At 72.0% G+C, this 23,622-nt stretch carries 22 protein-coding genes; 13 read left to right on the forward strand and 9 right to left on the reverse strand.

Annotation, left to right across the window (positions count from 1 at the left end):
- Positions 1-179: 179 nt before the first annotated feature.
- From NYZ98_RS22235 to NYZ98_RS22250, 4 genes are all read left to right on the forward strand, one after another.
- Positions 180-1,265: a glycoside hydrolase family 75 protein gene (locus NYZ98_RS22235; RefSeq protein ID WP_262844787.1), complete on the forward strand. Its 1,086-nt coding sequence runs from the start codon at positions 180-182 to the stop codon at positions 1,263-1,265.
- A 193-nt stretch (positions 1,266-1,458) separates the two neighbouring features.
- Entirely contained in the window at positions 1,459-1,665 is a 207-nt protein-coding gene (locus tag NYZ98_RS22240; RefSeq protein ID WP_262844788.1) for an EF-hand domain-containing protein, read from the forward strand.
- 192 nt (positions 1,666-1,857) lie between these two features.
- Entirely contained in the window at positions 1,858-2,454 is a 597-nt protein-coding gene (locus NYZ98_RS22245) for an RNA polymerase sigma factor (RefSeq protein WP_316249593.1), read from the forward strand.
- Positions 2,447-3,547, forward strand: a complete 1,101-nt coding sequence (locus NYZ98_RS22250; protein WP_262844790.1) for a CU044_5270 family protein — start codon at positions 2,447-2,449, stop codon at positions 3,545-3,547. The genes NYZ98_RS22245 and NYZ98_RS22250 overlap by 8 nt, the downstream gene beginning before the upstream one ends.
- On the opposite strand, the gene NYZ98_RS22255 is transcribed toward NYZ98_RS22250, so the two are convergent.
- Together NYZ98_RS22255 and NYZ98_RS22260 are read right to left on the reverse strand one after the other, a co-directional pair.
- Entirely contained in the window at positions 3,502-4,128 is a 627-nt protein-coding gene (locus tag NYZ98_RS22255) for a hypothetical protein (RefSeq protein WP_262844791.1), read from the reverse strand. The two genes, NYZ98_RS22250 and NYZ98_RS22255, sit on opposite strands and share 46 nt — an antisense overlap.
- 2 nt (positions 4,129-4,130) lie before the next feature.
- Positions 4,131-5,411, reverse strand: a complete 1,281-nt coding sequence (locus tag NYZ98_RS22260) for a hypothetical protein (RefSeq protein WP_262844792.1) — start codon at positions 5,409-5,411, stop codon at positions 4,131-4,133.
- A 101-nt stretch (positions 5,412-5,512) separates the two neighbouring features.
- Between NYZ98_RS22260 and NYZ98_RS22265 the strand changes: the two genes are divergently transcribed.
- Complete coding sequence (locus NYZ98_RS22265) at positions 5,513-5,644, forward strand: hypothetical protein (protein ID WP_262844793.1); 132 nt, start codon at positions 5,513-5,515, stop codon at positions 5,642-5,644.
- Here NYZ98_RS22265 and NYZ98_RS22270 read toward each other — a convergent pair.
- A complete protein-coding gene (locus NYZ98_RS22270) occupies positions 5,637-6,281 on the reverse strand; it encodes an IclR family transcriptional regulator (protein WP_262844794.1) in 645 nt (214 codons plus the stop codon). The genes NYZ98_RS22265 and NYZ98_RS22270 overlap by 8 nt on opposite strands.
- 272 nt (positions 6,282-6,553) lie before the next feature.
- Between NYZ98_RS22270 and NYZ98_RS22275 the strand changes: the two genes are divergently transcribed.
- From NYZ98_RS22275 to NYZ98_RS22305, 7 genes are all read left to right on the forward strand, one after another.
- The gene (locus NYZ98_RS22275) at positions 6,554-7,363 is read left to right on the forward strand and encodes a hypothetical protein (protein WP_262844795.1); all 810 of its coding nucleotides are present in this window, start codon (positions 6,554-6,556) and stop codon (positions 7,361-7,363) included.
- Between the two features lie 83 nt (positions 7,364-7,446).
- Positions 7,447-8,226: a hypothetical protein gene (locus tag NYZ98_RS22280; protein WP_262844796.1), complete on the forward strand. Its 780-nt coding sequence runs from the start codon at positions 7,447-7,449 to the stop codon at positions 8,224-8,226.
- Between the two features lie 4 nt (positions 8,227-8,230).
- Positions 8,231-9,367, forward strand: a complete 1,137-nt coding sequence (locus NYZ98_RS22285) for a radical SAM protein (protein ID WP_262844797.1) — start codon at positions 8,231-8,233, stop codon at positions 9,365-9,367.
- A 221-nt stretch (positions 9,368-9,588) separates the two neighbouring features.
- Positions 9,589-10,764, forward strand: coding sequence for a homogentisate 1,2-dioxygenase (locus NYZ98_RS22290; RefSeq protein ID WP_262844798.1), 1,176 nt, complete (start codon positions 9,589-9,591; stop codon positions 10,762-10,764).
- An 866-nt stretch (positions 10,765-11,630) separates the two neighbouring features.
- Positions 11,631-12,836, forward strand: coding sequence for a fumarylacetoacetase (gene fahA, locus NYZ98_RS22295; protein WP_262844853.1), 1,206 nt, complete (start codon positions 11,631-11,633; stop codon positions 12,834-12,836).
- Positions 12,837-12,993: 157 nt separating this feature from the next.
- Entirely contained in the window at positions 12,994-13,425 is a 432-nt protein-coding gene (locus NYZ98_RS22300; protein ID WP_262844799.1) for an NfeD family protein, read from the forward strand.
- A gap of 2 nt (positions 13,426-13,427) precedes the next feature.
- Positions 13,428-14,513, forward strand: coding sequence for an SPFH domain-containing protein (locus tag NYZ98_RS22305; protein ID WP_262844800.1), 1,086 nt, complete (start codon positions 13,428-13,430; stop codon positions 14,511-14,513).
- A gap of 147 nt (positions 14,514-14,660) precedes the next feature.
- Here NYZ98_RS22305 and NYZ98_RS22310 read toward each other — a convergent pair whose 3' ends face one another.
- The 5 genes from NYZ98_RS22310 to NYZ98_RS22330 all read right to left on the reverse strand — a co-directional run bounded on the left by NYZ98_RS22310 (position 14,661) and on the right by NYZ98_RS22330 (position 21,114).
- Positions 14,661-16,511: a GTPase gene (locus tag NYZ98_RS22310; protein WP_262844801.1), complete on the reverse strand. Its 1,851-nt coding sequence runs from the start codon at positions 16,509-16,511 to the stop codon at positions 14,661-14,663.
- On the reverse strand, positions 16,508-18,271 hold the full coding sequence (locus tag NYZ98_RS22315) for a dynamin family protein (RefSeq protein ID WP_262844802.1): 1,764 nt from the start codon (positions 18,269-18,271) through the stop codon (positions 16,508-16,510). The genes NYZ98_RS22310 and NYZ98_RS22315 overlap by 4 nt, the downstream gene beginning before the upstream one ends.
- Positions 18,272-18,376: 105 nt before the next feature.
- A complete protein-coding gene (locus NYZ98_RS22320; protein WP_262844803.1) occupies positions 18,377-19,384 on the reverse strand; it encodes a glycosyltransferase family 4 protein in 1,008 nt (335 codons plus the stop codon).
- Positions 19,385-19,535: 151 nt separating this feature from the next.
- Positions 19,536-20,363, reverse strand: coding sequence for a hypothetical protein (locus NYZ98_RS22325; RefSeq protein WP_262844804.1), 828 nt, complete (start codon positions 20,361-20,363; stop codon positions 19,536-19,538).
- A gap of 70 nt (positions 20,364-20,433) precedes the next feature.
- The gene (locus tag NYZ98_RS22330) at positions 20,434-21,114 is read right to left on the reverse strand and encodes a DUF998 domain-containing protein (RefSeq protein WP_262844805.1); all 681 of its coding nucleotides are present in this window, start codon (positions 21,112-21,114) and stop codon (positions 20,434-20,436) included.
- 108 nt (positions 21,115-21,222) lie between these two features.
- On the opposite strand from NYZ98_RS22330, the gene NYZ98_RS22335 reads away from it, so the two are divergent.
- The gene (locus NYZ98_RS22335) at positions 21,223-21,738 is read left to right on the forward strand and encodes a GbsR/MarR family transcriptional regulator (RefSeq protein ID WP_262844806.1); all 516 of its coding nucleotides are present in this window, start codon (positions 21,223-21,225) and stop codon (positions 21,736-21,738) included.
- A 167-nt stretch (positions 21,739-21,905) separates the two neighbouring features.
- Here the strand turns inward: NYZ98_RS22335 and NYZ98_RS22340 are convergent, their stop codons facing one another.
- Positions 21,906-23,504 (reverse strand): MFS transporter, encoded by a 1,599-nt coding sequence (locus NYZ98_RS22340; RefSeq protein WP_262844807.1) that lies wholly within the window; start codon positions 23,502-23,504, stop codon positions 21,906-21,908.
- Positions 23,505-23,622: the final 118 nt, after the last annotated feature.

The following is a 23,622-nucleotide window of genomic DNA, read 5'->3' on the forward strand; positions in this document are numbered from 1 at the left end:
CCCGATTTGGGCCCCCGATGCTCTTGACGGCGCGGGGTGGGAAATGGTGACATCGCTTTTTGATAGGAAGCCTTCCTAACAATTCATCAAGCGGGCTCCAGTCACCCGCTGAGTTCGCCGTGCCCGCGCCCGGCATCGGGGGTGTCGAGCGTCGGGTACGGCCGGCAGAAAGGCTGATCGTGCACCCCCTCCTGTCGGCGCTCCGGCGCCCCGCCCACGCCGCACTCCTCCTGCTCACCCTCCTCGCCACCCAGGTCTTCCTGGGCGGCTCCTCCTACGCCGCCACGACCTACGAGGCCGAGAACGCGACGCTCTCGCAGGCCACCGTCGCCAGCGACCACTCCGGATACTCCGGATCGGGGTTCGTGGACTACACCAACGTCACCGGCGGCTACGTCCAGTGGACCGTCAACGCCGCGACGGCGGGCAGCACGAGCCTCGTGTTCCGCTACGCCAACGGCCCGGCGGCCAACCGGCCGATGAACATCTCGGTCAACGGCACCGTCGTGTCCTCGGCGCGGGCCTTCAACTCGACCGGTAGCTGGGACACCTGGGCCGACAACACCCTGACCGTGACGCTGAACGCCGGCAACAACACGGTGCGGGCGACGGCGACCACGGCCAACGGCGGCCCGAACGTCGACAAGCTCACCGTCGGCACCGCCACCGGCGGCACCGTCACCGCCGCGCAGCTCCTCTCCAAGGTGACGACCTGCAGCCAGATCTCCAACGGCAACTACAAGACCGACAGCGACGTCGGCACGGCGACCATCCCGGTGTGCAACAAGACCGGCGCCGTGTTCTGGAAGGCCGACATGGACATCGACTGCGACGGTGTCCGCACCACCCAGTGCAACGAGGACACCGACTGCTGCTTCCTGCCCGACACCGCCTGCCAGTCCACGGCCGGCGGCCCGCTCAACGCCGCGCAGCTCCCCTACGTGGTGGTGCCCAGCAGCAGCTCCATCTGGAACTACACCTCCAAGGGCATCGGCTGCGGGACGGTCGTGGCGGTGATCTACAACGGCCAGATCGAGTACGCCGTCGTGGGTGACACCGGGCCTACCGAGATCATCGGCGAGGCCTCCTACAAGACCGCGTCCGACCTGGGCATCAACCCCGACCCGAGCAACGGCGGCACCGACAGTGGCGTCACCTACATCGTGTTCACCGGATCGGGCACCAAGGTGTCCACCGTCCAGGACCACGCGCAGGCCGTGAGCCTCGGCCAGCAACTCGCCCAGCAGTTCGTCAGCAGCAACTGACCCGGCCGGCGGCGGGACCGGCCCCCCGGCCCGCCGCCGCTCCGTGTTCCTGATGCCCGGCCGAGGGCAGAGGGGGTCCGGCCGTCTCTGCCGGTCAGGGGGCCGGGGTGGTTGGACGAACTACCTCAAAACCCGTGAACGGCGAGAGGTGGCGGACTAAGGTTCTGGACGACTGATCAAACGAGGAGTGGCAATGAGCGAGTACGCGGTGACCTTCGATCTGGTCGACGCCGACAAGGACGGGCTCATCTCTGCCGGAGAGCTGCTGCGCCTCATGGAGGTGCTGGGCCAGCCGGTCACGGACGAGGCCGCCGAGGCAGCCGTCCAGAAGCTCGACCAGGACGGCGACGGGCTCATCTCGCTGGAGGAGTTCTCCGCGTACCTCAGCGCCGGCCGGTAACCGGCGGCACGCCAGATGTGAGCGGGCCCGGCGAGCGCCGGGCCCGGATTTTCCGTAGGTGCCCGCCGATGTCCGAGGACGCGGCGGGCTTCCCGCGTTCCTGGGGGGACGTACCGAAAAAAGGGGAACCGGGTTCGCCGGAGCGGCCAAGTACGGGTTGACCGCATCGAAACCCGGAGAGGACCGCACGTGGTGAGTGCCGAGGCACTGCTCGACGGCTCCACACTGGACGACTCCACCGTCATCTCCCGCTCGCTCGACCACCCCGAGCTGTTCGCGGTGGTGTTCGACCGGCACGCCGACGAGATCTTCCGGTACGCCGCGAGACGGCTCGGGGCCGAACCGGCGGAGGACGTCACGGCGGAGGTGTTCCTGGTCGCGTTCCGCGGCAGGGTCCGCTACGACCGCTCGCGCCCCGACGCCCGGCCCTGGCTCTACGGCATCGCGACGAACGTGACGTCGCAGTACAGAAGGGCCGAACGCCGGCGCACCCGGGCCATGGCCAGGGTCCCCGCCGAACGCCCCGGCGCCTTCGACGAGCGGAGCGCGGACCGCGTCACGGCCGAGTCGCTCCAGCCCGCGCTCGCCCGGGCGCTGTCCGGCCTGTCGTCACGCGAACGCGACCTTTTGCTGCTCGTGGCGTGGACGGACCTGACCTACGAGGAGGTCGCGCTGGCGCTCGGCCTCCCGATCGGCACGGTCCGCTCCCGGCTGCACCGCGTCCGGGCGAAACTTCGCCGGGCGCTCGGCGGCGTCGATCCCCTCAGTTTGGAGTCCCAGCATGGATGACGAGATCGAGATCTTCACCGCCGGCCGCCCGGCGGCGCCGCCGTACCCCTCGGAGGCCCGTGAGGAGGCGCGCAGGAACCTGCTCGCGGAAGGGGGCCGGCGGCGGTTCCGCACGCCCCGGTTCGGCTGGCAGGCGGCGGGCGCGTTCGGGCTGACGGTCGCGCTGATCGGCGGGATCGCCCTGGCCCTGCCGTCCTGGACCGGCGGTTCCGCGGCGAGACCGGGAGCCGCGGCGACCGAGTCGGCCTCGGTGGCGTCCTCGCAGGGCATGGGGGAGCTGTCCCCGAAGCCGGGCCAGTTCCTGCTGTTCGAGTCGGAGACGATGTACACCGCCGAGTACGCCGGCGACTCCACCGGCACCGATACGGCCCGCTACCTGTACCGGACCCAGCGGAAGATCTGGAGCTCGGCCGACGGGAGCGCGCCGGGGCTGCTCTCGATCACCGGCCTGGAACCCCGGGCGCTCCCGGGCCTGCCCCTCCCGGCCGAGGCGACGCGAGACGAGCGTGAGAGCTGGCACCAGATCGCCGGCCACTGCCCCGGGTCGCCCGACGTGTTCCGCACCGACTACGCCTACCTGAGCGGCCTGCCCTCGGACGGGCCCGCGATGCGCGACTACCTCTACGAGCGCGACCACGGGGGGCAGAGCGCCGACGACGGGGTGTTCACCGCGGTCGGCGACCTGACGCGGGAGAACTACATGCCGCGCGCCCAGCGGCAGGCGCTCTTCGAGGCCGCGAAGACGATCCCCGGCGTCAAGGTGGCCGACGGCGTCAAGGACGCCGCGGGACGCGCGGGGGTGGCCGTTGGCCGGGAGGAGAACGGGGTGCTCACCCAGCTCGTCTTCGACCCGGACACCTTCCTGTTCCTCGGGGAACGCGGCACCGTGGTCGACGAGAAGACCGGTCGCGCCCCGGTGGGCACCGTCGTCGCCCTGACCGCGCAGCTCAAGGTCTCGGTCGTCGACCGGCTGCCGGAGGCCGAGGGCGCCGCGAGGGACGGAAGCTGCGACGTCCAGGAACGGCCGGCCACACCCCCCGCCGGCGACTACACGATGCCGACGACGAAGCCCTCGTCCCGCACGCCCATGTAGACGCCGGGCCGGTGCGTCCGCATTCCACGGTCGATCGGCTCGATGTGTTTGGGGGCCGAGCCGAGCGGCAGCCGGTAGCCGTTCTCGACCCGGTGGAACTCCCACAGGTGCTCCATCTCGGGATGGCGCGCCCGGAACCCGGGGTCCGCCGGGAAGAGGTCCACCCGCACCATCACCTTGCGCGGGGTCAGGCGGTCCTCCGCCCTGATCCTGCGCTGCACGGTGCGGGAGACGCCGACGCCCGCCAGCTCGTGCCAGGCCACGGCCCACGGCCTGCCGCGCGGGTCGTCCCAGCGGATGCCCTGCTGCTCGATGACCAGGCGGCGCGGCCGGGTGATCTTGCGCCAGGCGACCACCGGGAGCAGGCCGACGGCGATGAACAGCGCGCCGATGACGCCCGCGGCGACGGCGACACCCGAGCCGCCGTCGACCTGCCCGGTGAACGCCGCGTAGACCGACAGCGCTCCGATGCCCTCGGCGACGACGCACGCGGCGACCGCCTTGGCCTTCGACCCGGCGCCGACGTCGATGACCACCGGCCGGGGGTCGCCGGGCCACGGCCGGTGGTGCTGGTCCGGCATGGTCACTCGGTCACGTAGACCTGGCTGAACACCTCGGAGAGCTTCTTCACGTCCTGGGCGATGCCGACCTCGGGCGACGCCGGGTTGAACATGGTGGTCAGCCGCCGCTGGAGCGGCTCCAGCTTGTCGAGCTGCTCCCAGGCGGGCGTGGAGGCCAGGCCGGCGCCCATGACGCGGTACGTCGCGCCCGTGCCGTCCTGCCAGCGGGTCCAGAGGTTGACCGTCGCCGCGCCGTCCTTCAGCGGGGCCGCGATGCGCTCCTGGGCGGCCGTCGCGGCCTGCTCGGCGGTCAGCGGGGAGGCGTTCTTGCCGGCGAGCCCGGCGTCCTCGGCGGCGATCTGCGCGAGCGTGTCCCACGCGAGCGTCTTGACCTTGCCCCACTGGTTGCTCTGCGCCTGCTGCGGCGTGATCTTCCAGGTGGAGTACGAGCCGCGCAGCAGGCCGGAGTCGAGGGCGAGCTGGTCGACCGAGCCGTTGGTGAGCAGCGGCTCGATGTTCTCCGGCGTGAGCAGCGGGTACTTCTTGGTCATCTCCGCCGTGCAGAGGTCGCTGGCGCCGCAGCCGAACACGGGGACCACGGTGTGCACGCCGAGCTTCTTGCCGGGCGCGACCTGGTGGAGCGCCGCGGCGGCGGCGGTCACGAACGCGCTCATCTCCTCGGGCGTCTTGACGCCGCCGTTGTAGCCGAGCTGGGAGGTGAACCGGATCCCGACGACGCCCGGCTGCGCGGCGAGCGCGCCGATCTTCCTGACGGCGGTGGCGAAGGCGGCGCCGCCCGCCTTGTAGTCGTCCAGCAGCTCGGAGTCGACCCACACGCGCATGTTGCTCGCCGCCGCGGCGGCGATCGCCTGCCCGGCGGGGGTCTGCGCGGCGGCGGCGATCTCCTCGGGCGTCACCGAGCAGGTCTCGCCCGCGGTCGTGCAGGTGGGCGGCGAGTCGTCGTCCTGGTAGCCCTCGGGCGCGGGGTCACCGTCGTCGTGGGCCTGGCCGTCGCCCTCGCCGTCGCTGCTGCAGGCCTCGACCGTGCAGTCGATCCAGCCGACGGGGTACTCGGTGGCCTCTTTGAGCTTCGCGCCGTCGTCCTTGGCCCAGAAGCGGACGATGTCGAGCGCGTCCTGCGGGGTGGGCGCCATCCAGAAGCACTGGGGATCGGACTGCGAGCCCCCGTTGGTGACGTTCTTGCAGTCGTCGGCGCCGTCCTCGGAGAACGCCATGGCGGCCGGCAGGCTCACCGCGAGCACGGTGAGGGTGGCCCCTAGGGCGAGAGCTCTCCTGATGCGCATCAAGCGTCTCCTTGGGCGGCGTCAAATCTCCATTGATCGTCCGTAAACGATCGAAACGACTGTATCGGGCACATCTCTACTCGACCAGAGGATCCCCACGATTGCTCCAGCACCGACCGCCCCTGTCGGTGCGGCCCACCCTGATCTCGGCTCGCATGATCCTCCCGCAGGACACGCCGGTCCGGACCACGGTCTCGGCCGGCCGGCCGCACGACGACCGCGTGCTCAGGTGAGTGCCTCGCTGAGTTCGGCGGCGGCGGCGACCACGCGCGGGCCGAGGGTGGCGGTGTCGAAGGCGCCGAAGGTCACGATGCCCACCGACGCCTCCAGCCACGGCAACCCGGGCAGCGGAGCGGCGACTCCGCGTGCGCCCTCCTGGAGCTGTCCTTCGGTGACGATGTAGTCCTCGCGCCCCTCCCGCAGGGCCAGGATCGCCAGGCCTGCGGCCCCGCGCGACAGGGGGTGGCGAGCGCCCTCGCGGTAGGCGACGTGCATGTCGGTCCACGTCGGCTCGACCACGGCGATGGCGAGCCCTTCGTCACCCTCGGCCACGGTCAGGTGGGCGGTCGCCCCGGCCTCCTCGGCGAGCCGGCGCAGCGGCGGAAGCGCCGCCGCCCTGAGCAGGGGCTGGACGGCCCGTGCCAGCGCGAGCACGCCGAAGCCGAGATGCACCCGCCCTTCGGCGTCCCGGCGGGCGAAACCCTCGTTCTGGAGCGTGGTGAGCAGCCGGTAGACGATCGGACGGCTCAGCCCGAGCTCCTGGGCCAGCTCCGTGGGAGTGCGGCCGCGATGGCCGTCGGCGAGCAACCGCAGCAACCGCAACCCCCGCTCCAGCGTCTGCGCCGACTCCGGCCCCCCTTTGTGCTCCACCTTCCCGATTATGCGGTCCCCGCCCCCGCCACCGCCCTCCCGCCCCGCGGCCGCGGGACCCACCGGGTGACCGCCGCCGGTGGCGGGGGTGCCGGGAGACCTCGCGAATTTACAGCCGATATGTTGCCGACGACTCAGCCGAAATAAATTCGACGATGCTCCGTACACCAGAAATGACGCATATTGACAGGCACCTGACAGCGATGCACCATTAAGTTGGAATTCCAACCCTGAGTGATCATCTTATCCATTATGTGAAAGGATCCCGCTCAGTGGATCGCAACGAATTCGCCGGCGCCGAGCCCCCCGCGAAGATGTCCCGTCGTAACATGGTGAATTCCATAGGCGGCGGAGTTCTGGCCGCCATCGGGGCCACACCCTCCCACGTCGCCCCCAACGGCGCATCGGGTGCCGCCGCCGCGGCAGGCCCAGGCGGCCCGTCCGAATGCCCAGGACCGCCGTTGGAGATTTCTCCGAGCGAGGTCAGTTCCCGGTTGAGGTCGCTGTACACCACCATGCTCGGAGACAGCCAACTACAGGCGCGGTTCATTCAGAATCCGTCCAGCGTCCTTGTCCAATATGGCATGGCCTCGTCCATCACCTACGAGGCGGCCAGCGCCGCGAACCGGCTGCTGTTCTCCATTCTGAGCAACCCCGCCTTCCGGGAGTGGCTGCGCTCCTACGCGGCGCAGCACCTCGGCACGAGGCTGGATTCCAGGCAGGCCGCTCAAGATCTCACGGTGGCCATCCGGGACTTCGGAGATCCGAACCTGATCAGCGCGATGGTCGAGTCCGCGACCGTGGGTCAACCCATCCCGGGCGGTGGTTTCGGACCGCTCGCGAACCAGTTGCTGGTCAACAACGCGTCCGGAACCACCGTCGTCACCCCGGTGTCGAGTCCGTCGACCAGCAACCAGACCATCCACAGTTCCTCGAACTTCGACGGCACCGGGGAGAGCCTCGGCGGCCCGTCCGTGATCAGTTCCGCCCTCCTGCGGACGCTCGCCGAGCAGTTGACGACCCGGGCGCAGCAACTGTCGAGTGCCGGAACCCTGTCCGATCTCCGCACCCGGATCTTCTGACAGGAGCGCCCGCGCTCCCTGCGGCGCAGTTGGGCCGAACCGATCCGAGTGATCATCCGCTTGCGTGTGGAAGAGGGAATCCAGTGGCACGCGACGAATCCGACAGCACCTCACTCCCCGAACACGTCTCCCGCCGTAAGGCGATCGCGATGGGCGGTGGGGCCATCGCCGCGATCGGCGGCGTTTCGGCCGCGGCCGCGCCGGCCGCGGCGGGGGCGGCGGCCGTGACCGACTGCCCCGGCTCGCCGTTGCAGATCTCCGCGAGCACGGTCTACTCCAACCTGAGGTCGTTGTACACGACCATGTCGACGAACAACTCGCTACAGGCGCAGTTCATCCAGGATCCGTCCGGCGTTCTCGCCCAGTACGGCATGCAGTACACGATGCCGGCCGACGCGACCACGGCCGCGAACCGGCTGCTGTTCTCCATTCTGAGCAACCCCGCCTTCCGGGAGTGGCTGCGCTCCTATGCGGCGCAGCACATCGGCACGAGGCTGCCTCCGTACCAGGCCGCCAACGACATATCGGCGGCCATCCAACGTTTCGGGGACCCGAACCTGATCACCGCGATGGTCGAGTCCGCGACCGTGGGCCAACCCGTTCCGGGTGGTGGTTTCGGACCGCTGGCGAACCAGTTGCTGATCAACAATGCGGCCGGAAGCGTGTTCGTCACCCCGGTGTCGAGTCCGTCGACCAATAGCGCCAATAGTTCCTCGCACTTCGACGGCAGAGGGGAGAGCCTCGGCCCCCCGTCCGTGATCAGTTCGGCCCTCCTGCGGCAACTCGCCGAGCGGTTGACGACGCGGGCACAACAGCTGTCGCAGGCCGGAGTGCTGTCCGACCTACGCCAAGAGATCTGGTGACCTCATGGAGCAGAGAGCCGACGCCGGCGACGTCACGAAGTCCGAAGATGACCCGCTCCAACCCCACGAGCAGTCGCTCGTCCGCGGAGTCAAGATCCTGTCGGTCATGCCCACGTTCCGCTGCACGGCGGCCTGCGCCAGTTGCGGCACCTACAGCAGTCCGGCGGAGCGCACGGTCCTGAACCCGCAGGCCATCCGTGCGGCCATCGGGGAGGCCCACCGGCTGGGCTTCGGGATCGTGGTCTTCACCGGAGGTGAGGCCACGCTCCAGCGACGCGACCTGCTCGACGCCATCGCCTATGCGACGAGCCTCGACCTGCCGACCCGGTTGGTCACCAACGCATACTGGGCACGGAGCCCGCAGAAGGCCGCGCGGGTCATCGACGAGCTCATGACCGCCGGCCTCACCGAGATCAACTACAGCACCGGCGACGAGCACGTCCGCTTCGTACCGATCGACCGGGTCGCGGTCGCGGTCGTCGAGGCGGTGAAGCGCCGGCTGCCTGTGCACGTCATGGTCGAGCTGAGAGCGGAGCGTTCGGTGACGCGGGACACCGTCCTCGGCCGCCCCGAACTGCGCGCGCTGTCGGATTCGCAGCGGGACATGGTCAAGGTGGTGGAGAGTCCGTGGATGCCGCTCGATCCGCATCAGGTGGAGCGCTATCCCGATGGCCTGACGACCGATTCGGGCAACATATCGGAACGGCTCGGTTGTGACAGCCTGTTGCGCACGTACACCCTCCAGTCCGACGGTAGGGTCGCGGCGTGCTGCGGGCTGGGCATGCGCGCCATCGACGAGCTCAACGTCACCACCGTCGACGAGCCCGACTTCCTCGGCCGCGCCGTGCGGACCGCGGAGTCCGACGTGCTCAAGCTGTGGATCCACTCTCTCGGGCCCGACCGCGTCCTGCAGTGGGCCGCGGAGAAGGATCCCTCGATCCAGTGGCAGGGCATGTACGCGCATCATTGCCAATCGTGCCACCGGGTCTACCAGGATCCGAAGGTCCGCGCCGTCATCCAGGAGCACGGCCACGAAATGATCGGGACGGTCGCACAGACCCTGTGGCTGGACGAGTACCTGGCGCCGGCGGTCATCGACCAGGCGATGCCTCCGAAGGCCGGGCTCGACATGACCAGGTGACATCACTCCCGCCGTCCGCCGATTGGACGGTGACCCGGTGTTCGCGCGCCGCGGCCGGAACTCAACTGCGGGCAGGTGGATTCCGGCCGGGGGGCCTCCGGGAAGGAGGCCGCATAGCGTGGTCACCTGCTCGGGCGGGAGTTGACATCGGTTCGGGGATGGCGGATCGTCGTACGTATAGAGGACAGTATTGTCCGATATGCGTACGTCAGGAGAAGCCGATGCCGTACTACCGCACCGTCGGCGAGGTGCCGCGCAAGAGGCATGTCCAGTTCCCGAAGCCCGATGGCGGGCTCTACGCGGAGGAACTGATGGGGGAGGAGGGCTTCTCCTCGGACTCCTCACTGCTGTACCACCGCCACCTGCCCACCGCGATCGTCAAGGCGGAGGCGGTCAGCGAGGGGACCAGGACCGCGCTGTCCCCCAACATCCCCCTGTCCCCGCGCCACTTCCGCACCCAGGACCTCGGCTCGGGCGGCGACCTGGTCACCGGCCGGCGACCCCTGGCGGGCAACGCCGACGTCCGCATGTCGTACGCCGCCGCCGACCGGCCCAGCGAGCTGTACCGCGACTCCAAGGGCGACGAGTGCGTCTACATCGCGAGCGGCAGGGCGCGCTTCGAGTCCACGTACGGGATCATCGAGGCCGGTGAGGGGGACTACGTCGTGATCCCCACCGGCACGATCCACCGCTGGGTCCCGCTCGACGGCACCACCGTCCGGGCGCTGACCATCGAGGCCGCCGGGCACATCCGGCCGCCGAAGCGCTACCTGTCGCAGTACGGCCAGTTCCTGGAGCACGCGCCGTACTCCGAGCGCGACCTGCGGGCGCCCGGCGAGCCGCTGACCGTGGAGGACGGCGAGACGCCGGTCCTGGTCAGGACCCGGGGCGGCCTGACCCGGCTGACGTACGCGCACCACCCGTTCGACGTGGTCGGCTGGGACGGCTGCCTGTACCCGTACGCCTTCAACATCGCCGACTTCGAGCCGATCGTGAAGCGCACCCACGCGCCGCCGCCCGTCCACCAGACCTTCGAGGGGCCCGGCTTCGTCATCTGCTCGTTCTGCCCCCGGCCGCTGGACTTCCACCCCGACGCCGTGCCGATCCCGTACAACCACCACAACGTCGACTCCGACGAGTTCATGTTCTACGCGGGCGGCGACTACACCGCGCGCAAGGGGTCGGGCATCGACGTCGGGTCCATCTCGCTGCACCCCGCCGGCTTCACGCACGGCCCGCAGCCGGGGGCCGTGGAGGCCGTCGTGGAGGCCGTGCGGCAGGGTCTGACGGTCACCAGCGAGCTGGCCGTCATGGTCGACACCTTCCGCCCGCTCGACCTCGGCGACGCCGCGCTGTCCTGCGAGGACCCCGGCTACGCCTGGACGTGGGCCGGATGACCCTCCACGGCACGGACCGCGAGCCGGCCGGGACCGAGGGGGCCGACGGCCCCTCGGCACTGTTCTCCGCCCTGGTCGACGACGCGGGGCTCTACCCTCCCGCGCTCCTGCCGATGTCGGCGGCCCTGGCCCGGCACTACGCCGACGAGGACGCCGACAGCCCGGTGCTCAGCCACCGCTTCCTGTGCCCCGCGAGCCGCCTGGACGAACTGCGCGCGATGCTGAGCCGCCCCGTCAAGGTGGGCCTCATCCTCGACACGCCCGCCTACCCCGACCTCGGGCGCCTCGCCGGGCTGACCGACGTCGACGTCGACCTCGTCGAGGTGGCCCTGCCCGCGGGGACCACGCTGGACGCCCTGGTCGGCCGGCTCCGCCCGGACGTCTCCACGGCGCGGCTCTTCGTCGAGGTCCCGCCAACGGCCCCGCACGACGTCCCCGACGGCGTCGGGCTGAAGGTGCGCTGCGGCGGGCAGACGCCCGGCCTGTTCCCCTCCACGCACGAGCTCGGGACCTTCATCCGGGGCTGCGTCGAGCGGAACACCCCGTTCAAGGCCACCGCCGGGCTGCACCACGCGGTCAGGCACGCCGATCCGAGCATGGGCGTCTACAAGCACGGGTTCCTGAACCTCGTGCTGGCCGTGTGCGCGGCCATCGACGGCCGCGACCCGGCGCGCGCGCTGGAGCTCATGGACCGGCGCGAGCTGGTGGCGCGGGCGCGGTCCGTGCCGCCGGAGACGGCGCGGCGGGCGCGTGAGCTGCTCGTCTCCTACGGCTCGTGCAACACGCACACGCCCATCGACGACCTGCACCGGCTCGGCCTGGCCGAGCGCCACCGCCGGGCGCCGAGGGCCGCGAAGGAGGAGATCGTGACGTCCAGCTGGGTCCCCGGGGCCGACACCTCCCCCTACACCATCGCGCACCTTCCCTACGGGGTGTTCTCCCGTCCGGGGGAGCCGCCGCGCGCCGGCGCGCGCATCGGCGACCACGTCCTCGACCTCGCGCCCGTCCTGCACGACGAGGTGTTCACGTCAGGGACCCTCAACGACTTCCTGGCCAGGGGGCGCACGGCCTGGCGGGACACCCGCCGCCGGATCCAGCGCCTGCTCTCGGCGGGCGCGCGGGAGGCCTCGGCCAACCGGGCCGCCACAGAACCGCACCTCATCCCCCTGGACCAGGTGCGCATGCACCTGCCCGTCGAGATCGGCGACTACGTCGACTTCTACGCCTCGCTGGAGCACGCGACGAACCTCGGGCGCATGTTCCGGCCGGACGCCGAGCCGCTCACGCCCAACTGGCGGCACCTGCCCGTCGGCTACCACGGCCGGTCCGGCACCGTCGTGGTGTCCGGCACCCCGGTCACCCGCCCCCGGGGCCAGCGGCTCCCGGGCCCCGGGCAGGCGCCCGTGCTCGGGCCCTCGCGCAAGCTCGACATCGAGGCCGAGCTGGGCTTCGTCGTCGGCGCCGGGACCCGGCTCGGCGACAGCGCCGGGGCCTTCGACGACCACGTCTTCGGGGTCGCGCTGGTCAACGACTGGAGCGCCCGCGACATCCAGTCCTGGGAGTACGTGCCGCTCGGCCCGTTCCTCGGCAAGTCGTTCGCCACGTCGATGTCGGCGTGGATCACCCCCCTGGAGGCCCTGGAGGCGGCCAGGGTCCCCGGGCGCGCCCAGGACCCCGAACCGCTGGACTACCTGCGCAGGCGGGAGCCGTGGGGGCTGGACCTGACGCTGGAGGTGCGGCTCAACGGCGAGCCGATCTCCGCGCCGCCGTACCGGGAGATGTACTGGACGCCGGACCAGATGCTCGCCCACATGACCGTCAACGGCGCCGTCCTGCGCACCGGCGACCTGTTCGCCAGCGGCACGGTCTCGGGGGCCGAGCCGTCGCAGCGGGGGTCGCTGATCGAGATCAGCTGGAACGGCACCGAGACGATCCGGCTGGCCGACGGGCGGGACCGCACGTTCCTGGAGGACGGCGACACGGTGACGATCACCGCCTCCGCGCCCGGTCCCGACGGCTCCCGCATCGTGCTGGGCGAGGTGACGGGCACGATCCTGCCCTCCCCGGCCTGAGATTCCGGCAGCTCTCCTGGGCGGAATGGCGTAAAGGGAGCGCCACGGACGACGCCGGAGCCCTTGCCCTGCCGTACCGCCGAGAATGGGACTACGGTGGCAATTAAGGAACCACAGACGCCTGAAATGCGTTTCTCCTTACAGGAGGGCCGGGGCAATGGACTCGTGGATCTTCTGGCTGATACTCGCGGCCGTGCTGGGCGTGGCGGAGATCTTCACGCTCACCGCGGCACTCGGGCTGCTCGGTGCGGCCGCGCTCCTGACCGGTGCCGTCGCGGCCATCGGTGTGCCGACCGGGTTCCAGCTCGTGGTGTTCATCCTCGCGTCGATCTCCGGCATGGTCGTGCTGCGGCCCATCGCCCAGCGCCACATCATCCAGCCTCCGGTCCGGCAGTTCGGCATCTCGGCCCTGGTGGGGAAGTCCGCGTACGTGACCAGCGAGGTCACGGGCATGAACGGGCGGGTACGCATCGGCGGAGAGGAATGGTCCGCTCGCGCGTATGACGAGACCCTGGTGATCCCGGCCGGCGCGACGGTGGACGTCATCGAAATAGAGGGGGCCACCGCCCTCGTGTATCCCCGGGAGTGAGCATGGACGCCGCTTTGATAGCCGGAATATTCATCGTCCTGCTGGCGGTCTTCACCGTCCTGCGCGCGGTCAGGATCGTTCCACAGGCCCGCGCGGGGAACGTCGAACGCCTGGGCCGCTACAGCCGCACCCTCGGTCCCGGCCTCAACTTCGTGATCCCCTACGTGGACCGCGTCCGGCCGCTCATCGACCTGCGCGAGCAGGTCGTGTCCTTCAAGCCGCAGCCGGTGATCACCGAGGACAACCTGGTCGTCGACATCGACACGGTGCTCTACTTCCAGGTCACCGACCCGCGCGCGGCGGCGTACGAGATCGCCAACTTCATCCAGGGCGTCGAGCAGCTCACCGTCACCACGCTGAGGAACGTCGTCGGCGGCATGGACCTGGAGAAGACCCTGACCTCCCGCGACACCATCAACAGCCAGCTCCGCGGCGTGCTCGACGAGGCCACCGGCAAGTGGGGCATCCGGGTCAACCGGGTGGAGATCAAGGCCATCGACCCGCCGAAGACCATCAAGGAGGCGATGGAGAAGCAGATGCGCGCCGAGCGGGACAAGCGCGCCGCGATCCTCACCGCAGAAGGCTTCCGCCAGTCGCAGATCCTCACCGCCGAGGGCGAGAAGCAGAGCGCGATCCTGCGCGCCGAGGGCGACAGGACCGCCGCGATCCTGAAGGCCGAAGGCCAGTCGCAGGCCATCGACGAGGTGTTCCAGGCGGTCCACCGCAACGACCCCGACCCGAAGCTGCTCGCCTACCAGTACCTCCAGATGCTCCCGCAGCTCGCCCAGGGCCCCGGCAACACGTTCTGGGTCATCCCGAGCGAGGTCACCTCCGCGTTGCAGGGGGTGTCCAAGGCGTTCACCGAGGCCCTGCCCAAGTCCGCCGCCACCCGGGAGGTCGTGAAGCCGAAGACCGCCGCGCGGGACGAGGCCGCCCACGCCGCCAAGGCCGCCGAGGAGGCGATCGCCGACGCCGAGAGCTCGGGCCCGCGCCAGCTCGGCCGGGGCGCGGGCATCCCCGACCCGCTCTCCGCCCTGACCTCCGACCCCGCCCCCGCCGAGCCCCGCAAGGCCCACGGCGAATCCTGACCCACCCGGGTCCGCAGGACGCGGCGGGCTACGCCGGGCTACGCCGGGCTTCGACGGGTGACGCCGGGCTTCGGCGGGTGACGGCGGCTTCGGCGGGTGACGGCGGGCATGGTCCGTCCGGCGATGGGACGGCCCGCTGGAGGCCGGTCAGCGGCGCGCGGTGGTGAGGGCCGTGCCGAACCGGCGGGTGCGGGACAGTTCGTCCCGCACCGGGTCGAGCACCAGTTCCCGGCCGACCGCGTCCACGCTCGCGTACAGCGCCTTCCGCGCCTTGCGGGCCCTGCGCCGCGCGCCCAGGGCCGCCGCGATCCGGCACAGCAGAGCGACCAGCACCCCGGCGGCGGCGCCGCCCGCCAGCAGGGCCGTGGGCCAGGGCACCGTGCCGACCGTCGGCGTCGGCGGCTCGGGGAAGCGCAGGTAGGTGAGGGCGAACAGCCCGGACAGCCAGCCGATCCCGGCCACCATCACGGCGAACAGCAGCCACTGGAGCAGGCCCGCCACCCGCCACCACCGGGGCCGCCGCCGCGCGCCCACCGCGGTCGCCGACACCGCCTTGTCCAGGCCGTCGGCCAGGTCGTCCGCCATCGAACGGGCCGCCCGGCGCACGGCCGCCGCCCACGGCTCCGGCAGGCCGCCCGAGACGGCGGTGCCGACGTCACGGATCGCGGTCTCCATCCGGGACCGCTGGACGGCGGTCGCGGGCGGCAGCGACGTCCGCCCCTCGCCCGCGTGCCCGGTCTCGGCGCCGCGCCCGGCGGACGGTCCTGCCAGGTGCAGGCGGCGCAGCGGGTCGGGGCGGAACCTGCGCAGCCAGCGGGTCACCGGCCAGCCGGTGGCGGCGACCGACCGGTGCCGGTGGGCCTTGGCGACCGCCGCGACCACCAGCGGGACGCCCGCCGCCTCGGCGAGCGCGGCCGTCAGCGGCCTGGCCAGCACGTCGTCGAGCGCCGCCTCCGCCGCCCCGGCCCGCTTCTCCAGCTCCTCCACCGACCCGGGAACCTCACCGCCCCGCTCCCGCCGGACACCGCCGGCGTCCCGGGCACCCGTACCGCCGGCGTTCCACGGACCCGTGCCGCCGGCGTCCCGGGCACCCGTACCGTCCACGTCACGGAGACCGGTGCCGGTGGCGTTCCGGCCGCCAGGCTCCGGGTCGCGGACGCTCGCCGGCCCTCCGTCCGCGTCCCGGCCGCCCGCGGACGCCAGGGCCAGCGCGTCGGCGGCCGTGCCCGCGTCGGCCGTCAGGCGCGTCGCCCACGTGCGCCGGTCGGCGACCCGCTTGGCCAGCGTCGCGCGCAGGTCGGCGATCCCGGTGCCCTTGGTCACGGAGGTGCCGATGACGGGCACGCCGGAGAGCCCGTCCTCGTCCAGCAGCCGCCGCAGGTCGCCCACGCAACGCTCGGCCGCCGCCGGGGCGAGGCGGTCGGTCTGGTTCAGCACGACGAGCATGACGTCCCGGTGCCTGCCGAGAGACCGCAGGTAGCGTTCGTGCACCGCCGCGTCGGCGTACTTCTGCGGGTCGAGCACCCACACCAGCAGGTCGACCACCGCGACCAGCCGGTCCACCTCCAGCCGGTGGGCCAGTTCGATGGAGTCGTGGTCGGGCAGGTCCAGCAGGATCAGCCCCGACAGCTCGTCGGGGCCGCCGACCGCGTGGCGGTGGGGGACGCGCAGCCAGTCGAGCAGCGGTCCCGCGCCCTCCGGGTCCCACATCGCCGCCTGGGCCGTGGACGTCGTCGGCCGCGTCACCCCGACCCCGGCGAGCGACGTGCCCGACAGCGCGTTGAACAGGGACGACTTCCCGCTGCCCGTCGCACCGGCGAGCGCCACGACGGTGTGCTCCACCGACAGGCTGCGCCGCGCGCCCGCGCGGGACACGACGTCACGGGCCCGCGCGACCGCCTCCGCGTCCAACCGGCCCTCGGCGAGCCCGGCCGCCTCGCCGAGCGCGGCGAGCCTGTCGTCGAGCGACACCGCACCCGGCCGCCGGAGCAGCTTCACGGCTTGTCCACCCCCGCGTCCACGGGCGCGTCGATCTCGCCACGGTGGTCGCGCACGGCCCGCGCCGCCTGCCTGAGCGCCCCGGGCATCTCCTCGGGCGGCCCGAGCCCGTCGAGCAGCGAGGTGAACCGGGACGCCTCCGCCTCGAACACCGTGCCCACCCGCTCCCTGAGGTCCTCGCGCGCCGCCTGCGTCAGCGTCCGCACCGCCTGGTCGCCGAACACCGCCTCCAGCAGCTTCTGGCTCAGGACGCTCGTGCCGCCGGCGATGCCGACCTCGATGCCCGTCAGGCCGCCGGTGGACGCGAACACCATGAGCATGAGCAGCAGCCCGGCGCCGTTCAGGCTGAACGAGGCGAGCCGGGCGGTGGTGCGCTTCTCGGCCCCCTCCTCAGCGACGAGCTCCAGGACGTACCCCTGCCAGGCGCGGACGGCCGAGGACGCCCGCTCGGGCAGGGAGGCGGACGCGCGGCCGAGGCGCCCCGCAGAGACCGCCCCCGCGCGCTCGATGACGTCACGCCCCGAAGGCATCCCCGACCACGCCTCCAGCGCCCGCTCGGCGGCGGCGTCGGCCGAGGACCGGACCAGCGCCTCGACCCCGGACTCCAGCGCCGCCCTGAGCCGGGTGTCGGGAGCCGGCCGGCCGGTGAACGCCGAGACGATCCGCTCGCGCAGCCAGCCGATGCGCGACTCCAGCGTGCGCATGAAGTCGCCGGTGCCGACGAAGTCCTGCCAGCGGGCCATGACCTCGCCGCGCAGCAGCGAGCCGTCACGTATCCCGTCGTCGAAGCTCGCCATGGCCGCGCCGTAGGCGGAGTCGACGGAAAGGCGCAGGTCGGCCAGGCCCGCCCGCTGCCGGTCCGCCTCGTCCGCCAGGGCCGGGACCCGGGTCCCGATGCTCTCAAGGGCTCCGGAAAGGGTCCTGCGCACGACCTCAGAGCGGGCGTGGGCGTCGGCCGCGATGGCCCCGAGCCAGTCCTTCACGCCACGGACGGCGGACTCCGGCAACCGGGCGTTCTCCTCAGGGAGCACCACCTCGGGGACGCTGAACAGCGGCGCCCCGGCCAGGCCGTTGGCGTCCAGCAGGCGGTGCAGGTGCGCGGCGACCGGCCCGAGCGCTTCCGGCGGCACCCGGTCCAGGACCACCGCCAGGGCCGTGCTCCGCTCGCGCGCGCTGCGCAGGAACCCCCACGGCACCTCGTCCGCGTACCGCGAGGCGGTGGTGACGAACAACCACAGATCGGCCGCCGCGAGAAGCTGCGCCGCGATCTCGCGGTTGGCGGTGACGACGGAGTCGATGTCAGGTGCGTCGAGCAGGGCGAGCCCGGGAGGCAGGCTGGTCGCCGTCACGATGCGCAGGGTCCCCGGCTCGCCGCGACCGCGCCCGGTCGTCCTGGCCAGGCCGGGCAGCACGCTCTGCCGGGTGAACCACGCCTCGTCCGCCGGGTTGGCGACCAGCGTGGGGGCCAGCGTCGTGGGGCGCAGCACCCCGGGCTCGGTGACGTCGGCTCCCGCGAGGGAGTTCACCAGCGTCGACTTGCCCGCCCCCGTCGAGCCGCCGACCACGGCGAGCAGGGGGGCGTCCATGGCCGCCACCCGGGGCAGCAGGTAGTCGTCGAGTTGCCCTATCAGCTCCTTGTGCGCACGCCGATGCGAAGCGACGTCACCGATCGCGAGGGGGAACAGATCGTGATCGAGCTGACGCCGCAGGGTTTCGAGGGCCACGAGCAGACCATTGTTCCCCGCCATAAGCACGGTCATGCCCTCACAGCGCCAAGCTATCCACCGCCCGCGAAAAACCGCAGCTCAACCCGGCACCGAAATTCACGACACCTTCGGGGAAAGCCGTCCCTTACTCGGCGGGGATCAGAAGTGCCGGGTGAGGGTCTCATAGATCTTCAGGTAGTCGGTGACCATGCGGCCGGCGCCGAACCGGTGTTCGGCCCGGGTGCGGCATCCGGCGCGGTCGATCGTGGCGAGGCGGGACACGGCGGACGTCGCCTCCTCGACGGTGTCCACCAGGAAGCCCGTCACGCCCTGGTCCACGACCTCCGGCATCGACCCGCGCCGGTAGGCGATGACCGGGGTGCCGCAGGCCATCGACTCGACGACCGACAGGCCGAACGGCTCGTCGAACGCGATGGGGTGCAGCAGGGCCATGGCGCCGCCGAGGATCTCGGCGCGCCGCTCCGGCCCGACCGCCCCGAGGAACGTGACCTGGTCGCCGTCCACGCGCGGGCCGACCTCCTGGTCGAAGTACCGCTGGTCCTGGACGATCCCGCAGATGGTCAGCGGGACGCCGGCCCGCCGGGCGATCTCGATCGCGGTGTGGGTCCCCTTGTCGGGGTGGATCCGGCCGAAGGACACCAGCCGGGGGCCGCCGGACGCGTCGAAGGGCAGGGAGTCCAGGTCGATGCCGTGGTGGACCGTGGCCACGTAGTCGAGCCCCGGGTCCCGGTCGGCGTCGGAGATGGAGACGTAGGCCGAGCGGGCCCGCGCGTACGCCGGCTTGATCCCGGCGCCGGAGAACCCGTGGACGGTGGTGAGCAGCGGGGCGCGGCAGTGCCCGGCGAAGGCCAGCGGGAGCCAGTCGAGGTGGTTGTGGACCAGGTCGAACTCGGCGGACCGGCTCAGCGCGTGCGCGACGTGCATCGCCTCCTGCACCCGGCCGTCGAGGGAGGGGTCCTCGGCGTAGCCGTGGGGGCACACCCCGTCGAGCGTCGCCGAGGTGATCGAGTCCAGCGTGGCGAACAGGGTGACGTCGACGCCCCGGGCGGTCAGCCCTTCGGCGAGCAGGCTGGTGATCTGCTCCCACGGTCCGTAGTGGCGCGGGGGCGTGCGCCAGGCGACCGGCCCCAGCAGGGCGACCTTCACCGGGAATCGGCCGCGCTGCGCGTCTTCGAGCTCATGGTGCCTCTTCCCGTCCGCCGGCGTGCCCCGGGCCTGGTGCCCGCGACGCCGGCCCTGTGCCCGCGACCCGACCTTACGTCCACGACCGGCGGGAGGGTGACGGCCGGCGGTCCCGCTAGCCGGCCATGCCGAGGAGCACGGCCGCGGCGGCCACGGCCAGGGCGATCGGGTACGCCCACCACCGGGGGGCGGGGCCGTCCCGGAGGACGCGGACGCCGAGGGGGAGCAGGGCGACGCACAGGCCGAGGGTGGCGACGACGGACATCGGGCCGGTGCCCTTGAGCACGCCGATCGGCAGCGCGGCCATCAGCCCGAGTGCCACGGATCGGACGATCCCCAGCACGCCGGCCCGCCACGTCCCGACGGCGAGCACGATCCAGCCGAAGAAGACGGCGGCGGACAGGGTGTGGAAGATGTGGAACGCGCCGTAAGTGTCGGCCATCACCTGCTGCGCGGCGGGAGCCCCCTGGACGTCGACGAGCTGGAAGGCCAGGTGGTTGACCCCCGCGTGGAACGTGCGGGCGAACAGGCCGAGCAGCACCATCACCCCGCCCCACAGCGCCCACACCGGCCGGGTCCTCCCCACGCGCCGGGCCAGGGCGATGACGGCTGGCCACAGCAGCACGTTCCCCGCGACGAAGGCGCTGTAGGAGGCGGTCATCCGGGCCGGGCTCGCGGCGACCGCGGCGAGCTGCTGAGGGAAGAAGCCGTCCACGTCGGCGCGGAGCAGCACCCCGGCGAGCATGAGCGACGGCCCGAGGACGAGCCCGGCCCCCTCCACCCAGCGCCCCGGAAACTCGAACGAGGTCCCGGCCCCCGCCGCGCGCCCGGTGCCGGCGGAGGTCGCGGGCCGTGTCGCGTCCCCGGAGGCGGCGGGTGGCGTCGCGTGCGCGGTTTCCCTGGAGGTGGTGGCGGGTGCGGTGGTGTCTCCGGTCCTGGTCATGAGTCGATCCAACCGGCCCGGCACCCGCCGCACATTGGCGCGGGAACTAGCCCCCCAGGTAGACCTGGCACTACCTCGGCCGGGCCTGCGGGTACGCGAGGGGGCGGCGGAGCAGGTGGAGGGCCAGGATGGCGATCCAGGACTGGCCGATGACGAGCGTGAGGCGTTGCAGCAGGCCGCCGATCGGCATGAGGGCGGGGTTCTGCGCGAAGCCCATGCTCGTGAGCACGAAAGCGGCCAGGACGGCGACGCCGTTCACCAGGCAGTAGAGGGCCCACCCCTTCTGCCCCAGGACCTGGAACCGGCGGGCGACGACGAAACAGGCCGCGGGCAGGGCGGTGAAGACGGGGGTGGAGAACAGGTCGTGCAGGATGCCGTGCGCGGTGCGGACCGACGCCGTCATCGGCGTCCCGGGCGGGTAGCCGCTGATGGGGTCGCAGGTGAAAAGCCCGGCGCCGACGAGGCCGATCCCGACCAGCGCGATCAGCACCGATGCCCAGCCCAGGCCACGCAGGCGAAGTCCGGCGGCGAAGGCGAGGATCAGCGCTCCGGTGACGATGAAGTTCGTCATCTGCGTCCAGCCGAGCGCACCGATCGAGAGAGAGCTGACGGGGTGCCGCAGCGGGTCGTAGCCGGCCCGGGTGGCGCCCTCGACGAGGAACGCGATCACGAACAGCGCCGGCCCGGCGACACCGCAGACGAGCAGCGCCCGTCCGGTGCGCGCCGGCGTCTTCCTGGTCGGGGTCTCCATGCCTCGCAAGCTACACTGTTTTCACGTTTTTCTGAAGATACAAAATCTATTGAAAATGTTAGAGTGCCGGGATTCCAGGGCGGGCAGTGATCGAAGGACGACGCGGCAGTGACCGACAGTACGAAGCGTGACCAACAGGCCATCCTCCGGTTCATCGAGCGGTTCGCCTCGATCCTCGCGGACGCCGGCATGCCCCGCATGCCGGCGCGGGTGTTCGCGGCCCTGTTCGCCACCGACTCCGGACGGCTCACCGCCGCCGAGCTGGCCGGTGTGCTGGGGGTCAGCCCGGCCGCGATCTCGGGCGCGGTGCGCTATCTGATCCAGCTCAACCTGGCCGCCCGCGAGCGCGAGCCGGGCTCCCGCCGTGACCAGTTCCGCATCCTGGACGACGTCTGGTACGAGGCGGAGCTCCGCAGGGACCAGATGATCAGCCAGTGGGAGGGCGCCGCGCGCGAGGGCGTCGAGGCGCTCGGCGAGGGCACCCCCGCCGGGGAGCGCATCGCCGAGACGCTCGCGTACTTCGAGTTCGTCCAGCAGGAGCTGCCCCAGGTCCTGAACCGCTGGCGCGCGCACCGAGCGCACCTGCGCGCCGCGAGGAACCCCGGCGCGAACGACCCCGGCTGAGCCGCAAGGCGTACGGGGGCCTCGGGTCGCGGGGTCGAAGGGCGCTGGGCGGCGTGGCGGACGGTGAAGAGCCGGGCGGGCACGGTGGTTCCGTGTCAGCCCGGCTCTTGTGGGAGGTCCGGTGGGTCCTTGGCAGGAGACAGAGAGGACGAGGGGAGGGGCCGGGGTCAGCCGGCGGAGACGAGGACGGGCTGGTCGGCCGGTGCGGCCTGGTCGGGGGTGGGCTGCGGGGTGGGGGCGGGCTGTCCGCCGTCGCGCAGGATGGCGACGGACAGGACGGCCAGGGCGAGGAAGATGGTGGCGCCGACGGCGGCGACGGTGTTCAGGCCGGAGGTGAAGGCGGTCCGGGCCGCGTCGACGAGGCCGGTCGCGAGCTGGCCGGGGAGCTGGTCGGCGGCGGCCAGGGCGGCGCTGATGCTCTCACCGGCGCTGTGGACGGCCCCGGCGGGCAGGCCGTCGGGCAGGTTGCCGGGCAGGTCGGTGCGGTAGACGAAGGTGGACAGGCTGCCGAGGGCGGCGACGCCCATGGCGACCCCGAACTCGCCGCTGGTCTGGCTGATCGAGGCGGCCGAGCCGGCCTTCTCCGGCGGGACGGCGCCCATGATCAGGTTCATGGTCAGCGCCATCGGGAAGGCGATGCCGAACGAGGTCAGGACCAGGCCGGTGACCAGCAGCGGCAGCCCGCCGGTCGGGGCGACCTGGGTGTGGACGGCCAGGCCGGCGGCGGCGATGACCAGGCCGGCGGCGATGACGTACGCGGGGCGGACGCGGCGGGCCAGTGCGGGGGCGACCATCGAGCCGGCGACCATGGCGACGTTCTGCGGCAGCAGCCACAGCCCGGAGTCCATCGGGCCGAGGCCCTGGACGGTCTGCAGGTACAGGCTGGAGAGCAGGGTCGCGCCGGCCATCACGATGCCGCCGAGGAGCATGACGCCCATCGCGGTGCTGAACGGGCGGTTGGCGAACAGGCGCAGGTCGAGCAGCGGGCCGGCGAGGGTGCGCTGGCGCAGGGTGAAGACGACGCCGACCGCGATGCCGGCCAGCAGGGCCGCGACGGGCAGCGGGTGCACGCCGCCGCGCGCCAGCTCCTTGAGGCCGTAGATGGCGGGCAGGATCGCGCCGAGCGACAGGGCGACGCTGGCGAGGTCGAGGCGGCCGGCGGCCTGGTCGCGGTACTCCGGCAGCAGGCGGGGGCCGACGACCAGGAGCAGCACCATGACCGGGACGCCGAGCAGGAAGGCCGAGCCCCACCAGAAGTGCTCCAGCAGCAGCCCGCCGACCAGCGGGCCCACGGTCATGCCGCCCATGAAGCAGGCGAACCAGACGCCGATGGCGGTGCCCATCTGCTTGGGGTCGGTGAACATGTTGCGGATCAGCGCCATGGTCGAGGGCATGAGCGTGGCGCCGGCGACGCCCAGCAGGGCGCGGGAGGCGATCAGCATCGCGGGGCTGACGGAGTAGGCGGCCAGGACGGAGGCCACGCCGAACGCGCCGGCGCCGATGAGGAGCAGCTTGCGGCGGCCGATGCGGTCGCCCAGGGTGCCCATGGTGACCAGGAACCCGGCGAGCATGAACGAGTAGATGTCCAGGATCCACAGCTGCTGGGCCGCGTCGGCGCCGAGGCCGGCGCTCAGGTGGGGCAGTGCCAGGTACAGGACGCTGATGTCCAGCGAGAGCAGCAGGGTGGGCAGGGCCAGCACCGCGAGCCCGATCCATTCGCGCCGTCCGGCCCGTGGCGCCGGGCCGGCCTGGAGGTTGGCGGTCATCACATCTTCCTTCGCGATCGGTGGTCTTCGGCCTATCGGGTGTCGACGCGGCCGGGCCGCGTCGTCGTCTTCGTCCTTCGGCGGGGCCGGTATGGAAAGACCTTCTCACCGACAAGTT

The sequence above is a fragment of the Sphaerisporangium corydalis genome, from assembly GCF_025506355.1.
In the GTDB taxonomy this organism is placed as follows: Bacteria; Actinomycetota; Actinomycetes; order Streptosporangiales; family Streptosporangiaceae; genus Sphaerisporangium; species Sphaerisporangium corydalis.